Below are 15571 nucleotides of genomic sequence, written 5' to 3'. Positions count from 1 at the left end.
CAAATTGTCTGCCACAATCTCGACATTTAAAATTTTGTTTACCAGTGTGAGTATGACCATTTTTTACAACGTATTGAGAGTCGCACTTGGGGCATTGCATAAGCTAAAAATTACGGTAGGTTGAATAATTAAAATTATAGTTCATTAGCATTACTATGCAGGACTACCGAAGTAGAGAACCACCCACTTACCCCGGTAGTCCGACAAAGAGAGTTCGCGATCGCCGTTGTTAGTTGGCAGGGTAAACTCTGGAGCAGGTTGATTTACAGAGGGCAGCTTGCCGCCTAGTGCAGATGCAGATGGTGAGATGTTAAACCAGGCAATTAAGGCTAAACAACTAGCTAGTAAAACATTCACAAAGGTGCGACGGGAAATCATAGTGAAAACTAAGGACTTTATTTAACATAAGTTTACAATTTTCCACCACCTCTGTATAAAAAGGCAATATCTCAATACTGTTTCTCCTTCCCCCCTCAGATGCCCGAAATGCCTACGATTCAGGTGCCTGGGTCAAAATAGACTTTCAGGCAGAAAAAAAGGAGGCTCTTCGCCTCCTGCAATATGTTCAGAGTCTCTGACTAGGAACGAGAATTAATTTTGCTTGATTAGTTCCTTTTTGGATTTGTAGTAAACTACCGCGCCTGTATCCGGCACAAAATGGCAGGAAGGATAGGAACGCAGGAAGGCTTGGAAGACAGACACGCTGGATTTTCGGTAGTAATCCCCCAAAATCGGTTTAAGCGCCTCAGTTGCCGTTTTCAGATTGTAGTGAGGAATGTTTAAAAACAGGTGATGAGCGACATGGGTGCCGATATTGTGGTGAATCTCATTGATAAACCCGTAATCGTGGTCAATTGTGGACAAGGCACCTTTGAGAAAATACCAGTCTTTGCCACGATACCAGGGGATATCCGGGTCGCTGTGGTGTAAAAATGTCACAAAATCAAGCCAGGTTATAAAAACCACGTATGGCCCCAAATAGTATTTTACCAGCCACATCCAACCCCACTGATAGGTCAGGAAACCCAGCAAACCTACCATCAATGTCCAGAGGGTGGTGCTAGTAATTACATCCCATTTTTCTGAGGGTTTAAATAGAGGGCTATCGGGGGAAAAGTGGGAGCCTTGCTTACCTGGAGAACGCTTAAACAGATACAGGGGATAGGCAAGCAGTAAGGCATCGAAGCGGACAAATTTTTCAGCCCACCCCATCTCCTTATACTTGGTTTCCGTTACTGGATACCAGCTTTCATCAGTATCAATGTTGCCAGTATTCTGATGGTGAGTTCGGTGGCTGATGCGCCAAGCGTGATAGGGAACCAGTATGGGAGTATGAGCTATATGACCAATCAGATCGTTTAGCCATTTTTTCCTAGAAAAGGAACCGTGACCGCAGTCGTGTCCGACGACAAACAACGCCCAAAACATCGTTCCCTGCATCAGCCAGAATACGGGCCAGAACCACCAGGAATCAAGGTAGCTGGCAACTGCATAAAGGATGCCAATTATAGATACATCCAGCAAAAAGTAGGAAAGCGATCGCCCAATAGATGGCATAAAGCAATCTGAGGGAATGGCAGCTTTCAATTGTTGCAGGGTGAAGGGGGGTTCTGTGTTACCAGAATATGACTCCTCTTCAACAGGATTATTTAACTTTGCAAGATTCGATTGCACGTAGTTTCCAATTTAACCTGACTTGTAGACCAAAGTGCATTATTCTACAGCCATCCAATAGACGCAATAACGATCATAAGTGCTGTTTAGTCAACAGTAGGCAGCTGTGTAGTCCCAAAGCCAAATTTCCGAATTAATACGGTTGCTTATGTACTCTTTAATATGTTAAGAGATTTTGTATACGCGATCGCGTCTTTATCTCAATTGCTGGAGGAGAGCGATCAAAAATTCCAAAAATGCGATCCCCCTCCCTATCCAGCTTCTACTCACTCAATCAATTTACGCGGGATAGAAGAAAAGCGTGCGATCGCGATCGCCTTATTGGATAGCAGTTATCCCATACCGTGATCGCTCCAATGCCACAGTATTCTTTCCTACGCTTTAAAAGTCAATACAGGTTTCATCTTTGCCACTACGCTAACCATTTTTTCCTCAACTTGGGCATCAATTACAGGCACAATTGGCTTATACGCTGCGGGTGCTTCTTCGATTCTGCGTTCTTCGCGCAAAGTGATGCAGTCTACTCCCGTTAAGCCCAAAGTTGCTTCAGTTTGGTCTGCACCTTGGCGGGTGAGATCGAAACGCGACCTCATTCTTCCTGCACCATGAGAAGCAGAACTTAAAAATTTTGGGTTTCCTTTGCCAATCAGCAAGTAAGATGCAGCACCCATCGAACCGGGAATAATCACAGGTTGTCCGGGATGCGCGGGACAAGCACCTTTACGAGTCACCCATCCAGCACCTTCTTTTAGGGTGATATTATGTGGCAAGTCGTAGACGAGGGGAGCCTCAACATTACCGTAAACTTCCCGCAGGCGCAGGCGCAACAGTTCCGCCAACAGCAACCGATTAATAAAGGCATAATTCGCAGCAGTCGCCTCAGCTTGCAGATAGCTGGTGATAAGTTCGGGATTTGCTGCAACTGAGAGGGGAAAAAGACCAGATTCAGGGTATTTTACACCTTTAGCCCATGCAGATTTAGCGCGATCGCGCCACATTCCCCCAATATACTTCCCCACGTTGCGCGAACCTGAGTGAATCATAAACGCCAGTTGTCCTTCTCGGACACCCCAGGCGTAAGCTGTCGCTTTGTCTTCTACCCGTTCCACCACCTGAATTTCGACAAAATGGTTCCCGCCGCCGATGGTCGCTAGTCCACCATCCCGCACTAACCCGTCTTCTGGAATTAGTTCCTCTGGTGCAAACTTGACATTGCCGTTCATGGAACCGCCTAAGTAGACGCGATCGCATTTTGCCGCCAATTGTCTAAGTCGGACTTGCCAAAAACTCCTCAGACGATAAGTTTACAACACAACTTGCGATCGCATCCGGCAGTTAATATCTGAACCGACAGCCGTCGGAATCACCATTTCTTCGGTTTCCAAAACTGAACCAATTCATCAGTTTTATTTATCATTTTCAAGCCCGATTGACCAGGATTTATTTAGGGTGCAAACCTTGCGGTGCCTAGGTTTCAGCTTTTTTAGCTAGCAGGAAATTCAGTTTGCTCTAGAACCCTTACTCAGCCTTGAGAGGTACAACCACAGATTGACTACCGAGTGCCAGATGTACCCCTTTAGCCCGGTGAAAGTCCTTGCCTGGGCTTGTTAAATAGGTACTAGATGCGAATGACTTGCAATAAAATAACGTGAAGTCGTTTAAATACAAAAGATTAATACAAAGGAGTCACTGATTATGACTGACAATAAGCAACAGAATAACATCAATAAGCAAGACGAAAATACAGATATCCAAACAGATATCCAAAACCAGCAACCTGAAACTAATTCATCAGGTTCAGGTATCGGTGCTGGAATAGCTGGCGCAGCAGCTGGTACTGTACTTGGTGGTCGAGTCGGAGGAATCTTTGGTGCAGTAGCGGGTGCAGTAGCTGGCGCTTTAGCTGGTAGAGGTACAGCCGAGACGGTTCACAATACCGCAGAAGGTATAGTGGACGCAGTAAAAGGTGTTGCTGACAATGTGAACCACACTGTAGAAGATATAGGCGGCAGCGTAAAACAGACAGCTCAGGAAGTCAAGCCTTCTGTAATTGGTGCAGTAGAAGCGGTTAAAGAGACAGTTCAGGAATCAAAGCCTTCTGTAGTCAGCACAATAGACGCAGTGAAGGAAACAGTTCAGGAGTCTAAGCCTTCTGTAGTCAGCACAGTAGACGCAGTTAAGGAGACAGTTCAAGAAGCCAAGCCTTCTGTAGTAGACGCTGTAAAGAGTGCTTCTGAGGAAGCCAAGCCAGCAGTCAGAAGCGTAGCAAACTCTGTGAAAGAGACCGTTAATGATGTGAAGCCAGCGGTAAAAGATGCAGCCAACTCCTTCAAGGATGCAACTCGCAATGTCGGAGACTCCGTTAAAAGTGCATCTGAGGATGTCAAACCAGCAGTAAAAGATGCAGCCAACTCCTTTAAGGATGCAACTCACAATGTCGCCGACTCCGTTAAAGGTGCATCTGAGGATGTGAAGCCAACGGTAAAAGATGTAGCTAACTCCGTCAAGGGTGCAACTCGCAATGTCGCCGACTCCGTTAAAGGTGCATCTGAGGATGTGAAGCCAGTGGTAAAAGATGCAGCTAACTCCGTCAAGGGTGCGACTCAGGATGTCAAATCATCTGTAAAAGGTGCAGCCAATAACGTTAAGAGTGCTGCTGAAGATGCCAAGCCATCTAATAATCAGAACATCACACCATCTGATAATCAGAACGTTAAGCTATACGAAGAGCAGCTGATTGCAGAAAAGACTCAAGTTAAGACTGGTGAAATCGGTATCGGCAAGCGTGTTGAAACCAAGACCGCTAACGTTTCAATTCCAGTAGAAAAAGAACGAGTTGTTGTTGAGCGCACTAATCCTGTAGACGCTGGAACGCCAGTATCTCCAAGTCAAGTGGATTTCCAGAATCAGGAAGTTGCTCGGATGGAAGTTCATGAAGAAAGAGCTTACCTTGATAAGCAAGCTTTTGTACATCAAGAAGTTAACATTCGCAAAGAAGTAGAGCGCGATACGGTTGAACTTCAAGATAAAATTCGTCGCGAAAAGTTAGACGTTGATGCTCAAGGTCGTACTATCATCGATAAAACCAACAGAGTGTAACGACTTGAGTCAAGCTGATAAAAGCTTGCACTGAGAAGGTTTAGTTTAGGGTGGATCATAACGATCCGCTCTTTCCAGTCAGACCCTTTTTTACCAAGTTTTGAGCTAACAAAAATAGCAATTTCCTGCTTCTAGGAACTGCGAACAACTTTTTGATGGATGCGATCGCGTTCCCCAACACTACCCGATCGCTTCCTTTCCTTTATCTGAGACAAAGGAAAGGAAGCGATCGCAGCAATTGATATTTATACAAGCTGTAGTAAAAGACGCATAAAAGTACCAGACAGGTAAATCATAAATTCAATTTCATCTTTGGAAAACGCTTCGCTATGTTTCACCGCATCGTTTTGGTACATACAATATTGTCCAAAAAGAAGTTGATTGTATAAATTTACAACTTCCTGGTGTATTCCTCGTTTATTTAGCCAATTTAAAAGCTCTTTTTGCTGATTCTCTAGCGACTTTTTATTGCCTAGCACTTCCTTTAGAAGTTGTTCTATGGCGAATCGAAGGTTATCCAACAGGTTTCGATACTTACCACTATCTCCATCCATGTAAATCTTTAGAGCCTGTTCAAAATGCTTAGCTACTTTTGGGTAATTCTCAAGCCAAGCCAGTACATCGTTGACTGTACCTTTGTCTAATAATTTTGCCCCAAGTGGATAGAGAGTTATGGATTTTCCCGATATCACCACCTGAAAACCAGATCCAGGAGTCAGTTTGACTGCTTCCTGTATTCTTTCTGCAAACTTCATTAAGTAGCCGTGCTTGTGCTTCTCAAGAAGCCAAAATAGATGTTGTAGTACGGTAACTAGCCGTTCTAAACTATCAGCTTTCTGGATTGCTTTGTATGCACAAGTGCTTCCAAAAGCCCTTTCAATTACAGTACGGGGTTCAGATAGCTCTATAGCAGTTCTCCGGTACCCTAAAGAAGGATACTGAACCTCGCGATAGACAGCTATCTCAATTTCTTCACCAATAAGAAAACTAAACTCTTGGTCTATTTCTTCGTTCGCTAAAAACGGCCCTAAGAGCTGATTTGTAACTCCAATAACCCTGTTTTTGAGTTGTGTAAGTTGTGCTGCTTGGTCAATCTCTATATCCCAGCGTTTGTTGTGGTTCAAAAGTCTTCGTTTTGTATCCATAAAATTTTAAATGTAGTTCCAGTACAATCTCACCTACGTAGTAAGGACTGCTCCAGCATTTCCCAATCGGCTTTAGAGCTATCAATGCGCCTTTATCAATGATAGAGCGCGATCGCTCTGCCTTCCCGTACCCTTGACACTTTTGTAGTATTTATGTAGTATAAAATTGCTGCACAAGTAGCAAACGTCTTTTCATGGCTCTGGTAAGGCAGAGTATTTGTCCTATGATTCCCCGAACGCGCATCCGTAATATTGGCATTTCTGCTCACATCGACTCTGGTAAAACAACCCTCAGCGAGCGGATTCTGTACTACACGGGCAAAATTTACAAGATTGGCGAAGTTCGGGGAGGTAGCGATCGCGCTACGTTGGACTACATGGAGTTGGAGCAACAAAAAGGCATTACCATCACTTCAGCAGCGACAACTTGCGTATGGAATGATACGCAGATTAACCTGATCGATACTCCGGGACACGTAGATTTCACGATTGAAGTTGAACGTGCATTGCGGGTTCTCGATGGTGCGATTATGGTGCTGTGCGCGGTTGCTGGTGTGCAGTCGCAATCTATCACCGTAGATAGGCAGATGAAGCGCTACCGAGTGCCGCGTATTGCCTTCATTAATAAGATGGATCGGACTGGTGCAAATCCATTCCGAGTAGTGCGATCGCTGCGAGAAAAACTAGGTTTGAACCCGGTACTGCTTCAGTATCCTATTGGCAGCGAGGATAAGTTTGAAGGCGTCATTGATTTGATTGAAATGACGGCAAACTATTTTGCTGGAGAAAAAGGCGAAATTCGCGTGATTCAGTCGATTCCCGAACACTTATGGGATGAGGCAAAAGAAGCACGAGAAAAGATGCTCGATCAACTCTCTATGTTCTCCGAACCGATGATGGAGATGCTACTTGAGAGCGAAGAGATTCCCAAAGAAATGATTTGGGAATCTCTTCGTCGGGCAACTTTAAGCTTGCAATTAACACCAGTTTTGATAGGTTCTGCCTTCAAAAATAAGGGGGTTCAGAACTTATTAGATGCTGTTGCTCTTTACTTGCCGTCTCCAGTGGATAGAGAAGTGGTGAAAGCGATCGCAATTGCGACCAATGAGCCGATTCATGTCTATCCAGACACCGAAGCCGCACTGGTTGCCTTGGCTTTCAAAATTGCCAAAGATGAGTACGGACAACTGACTTATACCCGAATCTATTCCGGGACGCTACGCGAGGGACAACGCATCTACAACACTCGCACTAACCAACGGGTGCTAGTGAGCCAAATTGTACGGATGCACGCAAACAAACGTGAGGAGGTCGAAAGTGCCGCCGCTGGGGATATTGTAGCTCTGCTGGGTGTAGACTGCGCTTCTGGCGATACGTTCTGCTCGGAAGGAACCAACCTCTCTTTGGAGGGGATGTTTGTGCCAGAACCCGTGATGACGCTAGCGATCGCGCCTAAGAAACGGGAAGATGCCGCTCAAATGTCAAAAGCGCTCAATCGCTTTACACGGGAAGATCCCACCTTCCGCGTCAGCATCGATCCGGAGTCCAAGGAAACCCTAATTTCCGGGATGGGCGAACTGCATCTAGAAATCTACATTGAACGCATGAAGCGGGAATACAACGCCGAAGTGAACGTCGGTGCGCCCGCCGTAGCTTACCGCGAAACCGTTACCCAGTCGGCAACCTTCGACTACAGGCTCAAGAAGCAAGGCGGTGGTCCCGGTCAATATGCTCATGTTATCGGTCGGATTGAACCCTGCGAAGAATCGTTTGCGTTCGAGAATCGGGTGGTTGGTGGTGCAATTCCCAAAGAATTCATCCCGGCTTGCGAGAAAGGTTTCCGCGAAGCGATCGCTAGCGGACATCTCATCGGTTATCCGATTGTTGGTGTCAAAGCGATCTTAGAAGCGGGTTCTTACCACGCGATTGACTCTTCGGAAATGGCATTCAGAACTGCGGCTAGTCTTGCACTCAAGCAAGCCTTTGCCAAAGCAACACCAGTCATCCTCGAACCGATTATGCTGGTGGAAGTGGAAACACCTAACGAGTTTGTGGGGAGAGTGCAGGGCGATCTCTCGTCTCGTCGCGGCATCTTGCTGGGTTCTGAGACGATGGAAAATTACGCTGTCATCCGTGCTGAAGTGCCGTTCGTGGAAATGTTCGGTTATTCTGCACAGTTGCGATCGCTTTCGTCCGGTCAAGCTAACTTCTCAATGGAGTTTACCTCCAACAAGCCGGTACCCGTCAATCTGCAACAGCAACTGATGGAAAACGCCGCCCATCTGCGCGGCTAAAGCCTGCATTTGAAAATAGCACTAAGGAGTGTTCGCGTAGCGGTACTCTCTTCGCGGACTGAGGACTAAATTTTTAGTTCTCAGTCCTTTTCAGATTTATAGACGAGAGGCGGCGACATTGGTGCTTAACAGCGACATTATTTGCCAGCGATGAACTCACCTCACCCTTGCTTCCCGGTTTTACTTGTCCTGTGGCGCGGTTATTTAATTGATAAAAAAATAGGGTGGGAAGAAACCCACCCTACCTAATACTTAATGTGCAGTTACCAACTCAGCGGGTAAGCGCTTGAAGGCAAGACGCTCATTTTCCACATCGACAAAGATGGTGTCGCCATCGTTGAATTCGCCGCGCAGAATACCTTTGGCGATTTGGGTTTCCAGTTCCCGTTGAATGGCACGCTTTAAGGGACGTGCGCCGAAAACTGGGTCATATCCAACTTCTGCCAAAAAGTCAAGAGAAGCTTCGGAAAGTTTGAGAGACATCTTGCGATCGCTTAACCGTTTTTCCAATCGCTTGACTTGGATTTGGACAATCTGCCGCAGTTCCGACTTCTGCAAGCCGTGGAAGATGATAATCTCGTCAATTCGGTTCAGGAACTCTGGACGGAAGCTAGTACGCATCGCTTCCATTACCCGGCTACGCATCTCATCGTACTGGCTATCGTCACCAGCCAAATCTAAGATGAACTGCGAACCGATGTTGCTGGTCATGATGATGATACTATTCTTGAAGTCTACCGTGTGACCTTGAGAATCGGTAACGCGACCATCATCGAGAATTTGCAACATGATGTTGAAGACATCCGGGTGAGCTTTTTCGATTTCGTCGAACAGCACCACTGCGTAAGGACGACGACGGATAGATTCAGTTAATTGTCCGCCTTCGTCATAACCGACGTATCCGGGAGGCGCACCAATAAGCCTGGAAACGCTGTGCTTCTCCATGTATTCGGACATATCAATTCGCACCAAAGCTTCTTCGGTGTCGAATAGATAAGCGGCGAGGGCTTTTCCAAGTTCCGTCTTGCCAACACCAGTGGGGCCAAGGAAAATAAAGCTAGCAGTCGGACGATTTGGATCGGCAAGACCAGCACGCGATCGCTGAATCGCATCAGCTACAGCTGTCACCGCTTCATCCTGACCGATAACGCGCTTGTGCAGTTCGTCTTCCAACTGCAAAAGTTTTTCTTTCTCTGATTCCACTAACTTGCTAATCGGAATCCCAGTCCACTTAGAAATGATTTCAGCAATATCAGATTCAGTGACTTCTTCCCGAAGTAGCGATCGCCCACTATTTTGAGTTTGCGCTAGTTGTGTTTCCGTCTCTTCTAACTGACGTTGCAAGTCGGTCAACTTGCCATATTTCAATTCAGCAGCTTTGTTAAGATCGTACTCTCTCTCAGCTTGTTGAATCTCAATATTCACCCGATCGATTTCTTCTTTCAGGGTTTTACGACGTTCGAGAACATCTTTCTCAGCTTGCCATTGAGCATTCAGCGTCCGTTGTTTTTCCTCAAGATCGGCAAGTTCTTTATCCAACCTTTCCAGCCGTTCTCTAGAAGGTGCATCGCTTTCTTTTTGTAGCGACAAACGCTCCATTTTTAGCTGGATAATTTTGCGATCGATTTCGTCAAGTTCCTCTGGTTTAGAGGTACTTTCCATCTTCAAGCGGGCGGCGGCTTCATCTACTAAGTCAATCGCTTTGTCTGGGAGGAAGCGATCGCTAATATATCTAGTAGACAAAGTAGCCGCAGCCACTAACGCACTATCAGAGATTTTCACGTTATGGTGCGTTTCGTAGCGATCTTTCAAACCCCGCAGAATGGAAACAGTATCTTCCACGCTGGGCTGATCGATATAAACTTGCTGGAAACGCCGTTCTAAAGCTGCATCTTTCTCGATGTACTTGCGGTATTCATCCAGAGTTGTCGCACCGATACAACGCAACTCACCTCTTGCTAACATTGGTTTGAGCAAGTTGCCAGCATCCATCGCGCCTTGAGTTGCACCAGCACCAACAACGGTGTGAATTTCATCTATAAATAGGATGAGTTGTCCTTTGGAATCGGTAACTTCCTTGAGAACAGCTTTCAAGCGTTCTTCAAATTCACCCCTGTATTTGGCACCAGCAATCAAAGCACCCATATCGAGGGCGATGAGTTTGCGATCGCGCAACGACTCAGGAACATCACCGCTGACAATTCGCTGCGCCAAACCTTCAGCGATCGCAGTTTTACCTACCCCAGGTTCACCAATCAGCACCGGGTTATTCTTAGTGCGACGAGACAGAATTTGGATCGTGCGGCGAATCTCATCATCACGCCCAATCACCGGATCTAACTTCCCTTCACGGGCGAATGCTGTCAAATCGCGCCCATATTTTTCCAAAGATTCATACTTGCCTTCTGGATTTTGGTCAGTCACTTTTTGGCTCCCGCGAACTTGGGCGATGATAGTTCTTAGCTTGTTTTCATCCAGTTTAAATTCTTGAAACAAAGCCTTACCAAAGCGATCGTCTTTGGGATAAGCCAGCATCAAGTGTTCGATAGATATGAAGTCGTCTCCAAACTCTTTGCGAAAAGCTTCAGCCCTATCTAGCAAAGTATCAAGACTGCGCCCTACATAAACAGAGGTGCCGCTACCAGAAACCTTGGGCTGACGCTTAATAAAGTCTTCCGTGCGTTCTCTAAATCGCTGCACGTTCGCCCCAGCTTTGTTGAGAATGCTGGTGGCGAGTCCTTCTTGATCCAGCAGCGCTTTCATCAAGTGTTCGCTTTCCAGTTGTTGCTGCTGGGCAGATTTAACAATATCTGGGGTGCGGGTGATGGCTTCCCAAGCTTTTTCTGTAAATTGGTTCGGATTAGTTGGTTGCATGATAACTACTGATTAACAAACCACTCCAGACACCCATAACACAGAAAAATCAGCATTACATCTGGCTTATGGCTGCCTCTATGGTCATTGTAAGTAGCCTTGTGCATTGCCAGGATCGGTATTTACGTATCCCCGGCTGGGTATTACCGTCCCAAAAGCGTCCCGTCTTTAACAAATCCTTAACAAACTGCGCTCTCCTTCATCAATCCTTTATATAATACTTTTAATCATTTGTTAACCTGAAGTTAATCAAATACTTCTGATTAGCTAAATCATCAGTTAAAAGCTTAGCTTGATTCGGCACCAGCAACCGCAGTGCTGTAATTTTTCAGGGAAAAACAAATAAAAATTTATTTTTCCAGCAATTTATCGTTAAAAGTGTCAGCAAGATGAAACAACAGCAATTAAAGATTGAACCAACCTCAATTAATTTAACTCGCTTTAAAAATTTACTACCAATCCTGCTGTTAGCATATATACCCACTGCTGTCATTTTAATTATAATTAACTTACAAAAGGTAATACCTGTTACGCATCTGACTAGAGATCCATTAGCAATTATGCAGCAACCATTTTACTTAGGAATCATCTCTAACCTGGGTATGTTGTTGTGGTGTTCTGCGGCAGCTATCTGCTTTTTTACTTTTGCAGTTCTCCGCAAAGATTCTGAGCAAAGAATCCCGAAGTCATTTTTGCTGTTTTCTGGACTCGTCACCTCGGTTCTTTTGTTCGATGATTTTTTCCTTTTGCATGAAGATTTTTTTCCTAATTATTTATTTATCCCTGAAAAGATTGTGTATCTGGGATATGGAATAATGCTATCCCTCTACCTAATATGCTTCAGAAAAGTAATACTGAAAACCGAATTTATTCCCCTGATATTGGCGATTGGATGGTTTGGATTTTCAGTGTTAGTTGATTCTGGGAAAATTCCTCTACCCTCATCCATACGGGGAGGAGAAGGAGAATTCCTGCTTGAAGATGGATCAAAGCTATTAGGAATAGTCAGTTGGTTTGTTTATTACACAATGCTATGTATCAAGCAGGTAAAACGCTCCAGAATTCCACAAACCGGAGTGAATTATCAAAATAGGGAATTTCACTCAGGGACAGCACGTTAATTCTAGTGCTGGTGACATACTCTCAACCCTATCCCCGTAGAGGTTTTGTTCGGGAGTATGTCACGCTTCCGGTTCAATTCCCATAGCTCTTAATTGTGCTGCTAATCGCTCAGCGCGTTGGCGCTCAGCTTCCGCCCGCTGGCGCTCAGTTTCAGCGCGTTGGCTTTCCTGTTCAGCGCGTTCATCACCAGTCAACAACAAATTACCTTGTGCATCCCACCAACGCAACCAAGGTAATTCTGTATTTTGATACTTTCCTTGCCAAATTCCCAACTCCACTCCAAGCGGTGAAATTGGATAGTGTCCCCGCTCATTTGCAGCTATGAGTTCATAGCGATTTTCTATCATGTGATAGACCTCAACACTGGCTTTATTTACTTCATAAATTCCGTAGAATGCCGGACGAATCACCTGTTCATAAACCCAAAATTTGCCAGTCATGGGTGTGGTGTCGCGTTCTTCTTCTCCATCCCCAGATACAAATTCCAACACAATCAATGGTGCAATATGTTCTTGCCACATGACATAAGAACGGCGAATTTGACCATTGAATGTAGGCGGGACATTTGGCACATAAAACCAGTCTGGTGCTTCTGCGCCTCGTTCTGGTGGTTGAGTAATGCGCCAGTAGATGCCTAAATCCTGTCCAATACAATAGTTTTCATCGGGATGACGTTGCTCTAGGATAGGTAGAATCGCGCCAGTCAGTAAGATGCTTTGGGGATGCTCTTGCCAATTTTTCGCGCCAGTTCGCACAACGGGGGGAACCCCCGCAAGCGACTGGCTTACAAATGTGCCATCTGACTCTGGTAATTGTGTATGGTCAGGTAAGAGTAAACCTAGCTCTGATTGTGTAGTAACGGAAGTCATAGCAGCATTGTTAACTTTGATATAAGCTCATTGTAGGCAGCTATTAGCAAAGTGAGGCTACTCACCCTATTCCCTCTGCGGTTCGTTCCCTCTAAATAGCGCCATAATAAAATTAGAATGCTATAAATACTATGAAACTCAAAACGCTAGTTGCCGCGCTATCAGTGCTGTGTTTAACAACACCCGTACAAGCTGCAAATCCGGGACACGTAGATCGTTTGCTAAAAACCAAAGAATGTTTAGGTTGTGATCTCACCGGTGCTGATTTAAGCGGCGCTGACTTGAGAGATGCTAACCTGCAACGGGCAAACTTGACAAAAGCTAACTTGACAAAAGCAAATCTTGCTGGTGCTAATTTGTACGTAGCTAATTTAGATCGCGCCCAACTCAAGCAAGCTAACTTGCAAAATTCCTTTCTGAGATTTACTAACTTGCGCGGTGCCAATTTAGAAGGTGCTGACTTGCAACAGGCAGATATGAGATTTGCTAACTTAGCATACGCCAAGATGATAGATGCAAACTTGCTTGGTGTTAATCTGCAAAATGCTAATTTATACCTGGCCCAGCTAAGGGGAACTATACTGCAAGGTGTATTGGGAATTAATTACTAAAATTGGGAATTGGGAATTGGGGATTGGGGATTGGGAATTAAAGTTAGTTATAAGTTATTAATTACTGGCTCCTCACCTCCTAACTTTTCACTCTCCCATTAATGATTAGCTTTCCCAATGTTAAGATGTAGATTGTCGAATTTATTCCCGATCTAAAGAGCGCATTTGTTGATATAGCAGTCCTAAATGAGTTATGAAATATTTTTTCCTCTGTAGCGTTTTCGCCGGAAACTTGCTCTCCCGCCTGTCCTACAGTTTACAAATGAAATAGGACTGCTATAACTTTCCTACTATCTCGTAATAAAAGAGTTTTGAGTGTTAAGTTTGAATTGAAGGCTGTTTAAACTCATAACTCATAACTCTCCCTAACGCGGATATGGTGCTTGCCAGCGGCGACGGGAGCCAATATTTAGATGAACCATGTAGGGTACATAAAGGTACGTACCTAAACCGCCCTCCCACCAATCCAACATCTGAGCCAGTTGAGGGCCGGTGTAGCCCTCCACCCAGAAATCAACAGCTCCTCCCATCACATACTCTTTCTTCGACGCTCCATTGAGCTTAAAACCGAAGGGTTGATGATGATACCAGCTGGTGATGCGGAAAGGCTTGCCAATTTGATCTCTAATAACTTGTAGCTGCTCGGCTAGGGTGATAATATTTTGGACGATTTCTTTGTTTTCGGGGAGGTGGCGATCGCCATTAGGAATCGCTTCTGCCCAAGTAATATCGCCTCCGGGAATAATCGGATCGTTTAAACTAATTTTATCCGAGTAGCTTGCTAGATCAAGCATTTCACTGGTTTGTTTTTTGGGTAAGGTGATCGCTTCCGCGTGAATTTCCGGGCTGGGCCCACTTAGCAAGGCTTGGTGAAATTTCTCTAACTCCTCTGGGTGCTTATCGTGCAACCATTGTTCTAGCTCATCAATGGCTTGATTTTGATGATCTAAATTTTGATAAAACTTAAAGGCGTTCCTTAGTTTGAATTCCATATCGGTCGATCCCTCCAGCGGGCAATTCCCTGATACCAGCCTACCGCGCTACCGTACCAGTATCTTCCGGTAAATGTGAAAATAGCGATCGCATTCCCAACCCACTTGTCTAGAGGCGCTATAGACATCGGCAATCTGCTTTACAGCTCTTTACATCCCACAAAATGGCACAATCACCTCAGCTTAGCGTCTTCAAGGCTTAGCGAAGTAAACTAAAGCAACACTATTTTAAGGGAGGCAAAAGTGACAGATAAACATCAGCAGATGAAAGTTAACAATGTTTGGCTTGAGGGTTTTAAAACAGTTGGACTAAGCGTAATTTTTGCCTTTGGGTTTCGCACCTTTGTTGCCGAAAGCCGCTATGTTGCTTCCGGATCTATGTTGCCTACCCTGGAAGTTAACGATCGTGTGATGGCGGATAAGGTAAGTTATCACTTTGAAAATCCTCAGCGTGGCGACATTGTATTGTTTTCACCTACAAAAAAGCTACAGGAACAAAATTTCCACGATACATTTATTAAACGTGCGATCGGGTTGCCGGGAGAAAAGGTAGAAATTAAAGCCGGAAGAGTTTATATAAATGACAAACTTTTGCGGGAAAACTATATTGGAGATACTAAGGGGGAAGATTGGGGGCCTGTTATTGTACCGCCTAATTCTTATTTAGTATTGGGTGATAACCGCCAAGATAGTTATGATGGTCGCTACTGGGGTTTTGTACCACGCGATCGCATCATCGGTAAAGCATTTGTTCGCTTCTGGCCTTTCGACCGTTTGGGGAAATTGAAACCAAATTTTACTAATACTTCTACTAGGTGAAATCAGACGCGATCGCTCCAGTAAGGAAACGCTTTATTGCTAGGAAGAAAACCCCGATTCCTTTGCTAAAAT

General features: G+C 45.0%; 13 protein-coding genes and 2 pseudogenes. 6 read left to right on the top strand and 9 right to left on the bottom strand.

Going from position 1 to position 15571, the window contains the following annotated elements; genetic code table 11:
- From NDI42_RS17570 to NDI42_RS17560, 3 genes and pseudogenes are all read right to left on the bottom strand, one after another.
- Window positions 1-100 (bottom strand): IS1 family transposase (locus tag NDI42_RS17570; RefSeq protein ID WP_190450560.1); only part of this gene is annotated, 100 nt, incomplete at its 3' end.
- 68 nt (window positions 101-168) lie between these two features.
- Window positions 169-378, bottom strand: a pseudogene (locus NDI42_RS17565) (redoxin domain-containing protein); the annotation flags it as partial.
- Between the two features lie 213 nt (window positions 379-591).
- Window positions 592-1674, bottom strand: a complete 1083-nt coding sequence (locus NDI42_RS17560; protein ID WP_190453024.1) for a DUF3474 domain-containing protein — start codon at window positions 1672-1674, stop codon at window positions 592-594.
- 162 nt (window positions 1675-1836) lie between these two features.
- On the opposite strand from NDI42_RS17560, the gene NDI42_RS17555 reads away from it, so the two are divergent.
- A complete protein-coding gene (locus tag NDI42_RS17555) occupies window positions 1837-2022 on the top strand; it encodes a hypothetical protein (RefSeq protein WP_190453020.1) in 186 nt (61 codons plus the stop codon).
- Between the two features lie 26 nt (window positions 2023-2048).
- Here the strand turns inward: NDI42_RS17555 and NDI42_RS17550 are convergent.
- Window positions 2049-2942, bottom strand: a pseudogene (locus tag NDI42_RS17550) (RtcB family protein); the annotation flags it as partial.
- A gap of 427 nt (window positions 2943-3369) precedes the next feature.
- On the opposite strand from NDI42_RS17550, the gene NDI42_RS17545 reads away from it, so the two are divergent.
- Complete coding sequence (locus tag NDI42_RS17545; protein WP_190453018.1) at window positions 3370-4773, top strand: DUF2382 domain-containing protein; 1404 nt, start codon at window positions 3370-3372, stop codon at window positions 4771-4773.
- 245 nt (window positions 4774-5018) lie between these two features.
- Here NDI42_RS17545 and NDI42_RS17540 read toward each other — a convergent pair whose 3' ends face one another.
- Window positions 5019-5918, bottom strand: coding sequence for a phenylalanine--tRNA ligase subunit alpha (locus tag NDI42_RS17540; RefSeq protein ID WP_190453015.1), 900 nt, complete (start codon window positions 5916-5918; stop codon window positions 5019-5021).
- Between the two features lie 224 nt (window positions 5919-6142).
- Here NDI42_RS17540 and fusA point away from each other — a divergent pair, with 224 nt between their 5' ends.
- The gene (gene fusA, locus NDI42_RS17535) at window positions 6143-8212 is read left to right on the top strand and encodes an elongation factor G (protein ID WP_190453013.1); all 2070 of its coding nucleotides are present in this window, start codon (window positions 6143-6145) and stop codon (window positions 8210-8212) included.
- 252 nt (window positions 8213-8464) lie between these two features.
- Here the strand turns inward: fusA and clpB are convergent, their stop codons facing one another.
- A complete protein-coding gene (gene clpB / locus NDI42_RS17530) occupies window positions 8465-11086 on the bottom strand; it encodes an ATP-dependent chaperone ClpB (RefSeq protein WP_190453011.1) in 2622 nt (873 codons plus the stop codon).
- Window positions 11087-11475: 389 nt separating this feature from the next.
- On the opposite strand from clpB, the gene NDI42_RS17525 reads away from it, so the two are divergent.
- On the top strand, window positions 11476-12207 hold the full coding sequence (locus NDI42_RS17525; protein WP_190453008.1) for a DUF8692 domain-containing protein: 732 nt from the start codon (window positions 11476-11478) through the stop codon (window positions 12205-12207).
- Window positions 12208-12267: 60 nt separating this feature from the next.
- On the opposite strand, the gene NDI42_RS17520 is transcribed toward NDI42_RS17525, so the two are convergent.
- Window positions 12268-13077 (bottom strand): Uma2 family endonuclease, encoded by an 810-nt coding sequence (locus NDI42_RS17520; protein ID WP_190453006.1) that lies wholly within the window; start codon window positions 13075-13077, stop codon window positions 12268-12270.
- 131 nt (window positions 13078-13208) lie between these two features.
- Between NDI42_RS17520 and NDI42_RS17515 the strand changes: the two genes are divergently transcribed.
- Window positions 13209-13688 (top strand): pentapeptide repeat-containing protein, encoded by a 480-nt coding sequence (locus tag NDI42_RS17515; protein ID WP_190453004.1) that lies wholly within the window; start codon window positions 13209-13211, stop codon window positions 13686-13688.
- Between the two features lie 365 nt (window positions 13689-14053).
- Here the strand turns inward: NDI42_RS17515 and NDI42_RS17510 are convergent, their stop codons facing one another.
- Window positions 14054-14680 carry a D-Ala-D-Ala carboxypeptidase family metallohydrolase gene (locus tag NDI42_RS17510; RefSeq protein ID WP_190453002.1) on the bottom strand — a complete coding sequence of 209 codons (627 nt, stop codon included), beginning with the start codon at window positions 14678-14680 and terminating at the stop codon, window positions 14054-14056.
- On the bottom strand, window positions 14665-14808 hold the full coding sequence (locus NDI42_RS17505; protein WP_190453000.1) for a hypothetical protein: 144 nt from the start codon (window positions 14806-14808) through the stop codon (window positions 14665-14667). The genes NDI42_RS17510 and NDI42_RS17505 overlap by 16 nt, the downstream gene beginning before the upstream one ends.
- 136 nt (window positions 14809-14944) lie before the next feature.
- Between NDI42_RS17505 and lepB the strand changes: the two genes are divergently transcribed.
- On the top strand, window positions 14945-15499 hold the full coding sequence (gene lepB / locus NDI42_RS17500) for a signal peptidase I (protein WP_190453045.1): 555 nt from the start codon (window positions 14945-14947) through the stop codon (window positions 15497-15499).
- The last annotated feature ends 72 nt before the right edge of the window (window positions 15500-15571 follow it).

The sequence above is a fragment of the Funiculus sociatus GB2-C1 genome, from assembly GCF_039962115.1.
Taxonomy (GTDB): domain Bacteria; phylum Cyanobacteriota; class Cyanobacteriia; order Cyanobacteriales; family FACHB-T130; genus Funiculus; species Funiculus sociatus.
Note: the sequence above shows the minus strand (reverse complement) of the source record. Positions and strands in the feature narration are given on the sequence as shown.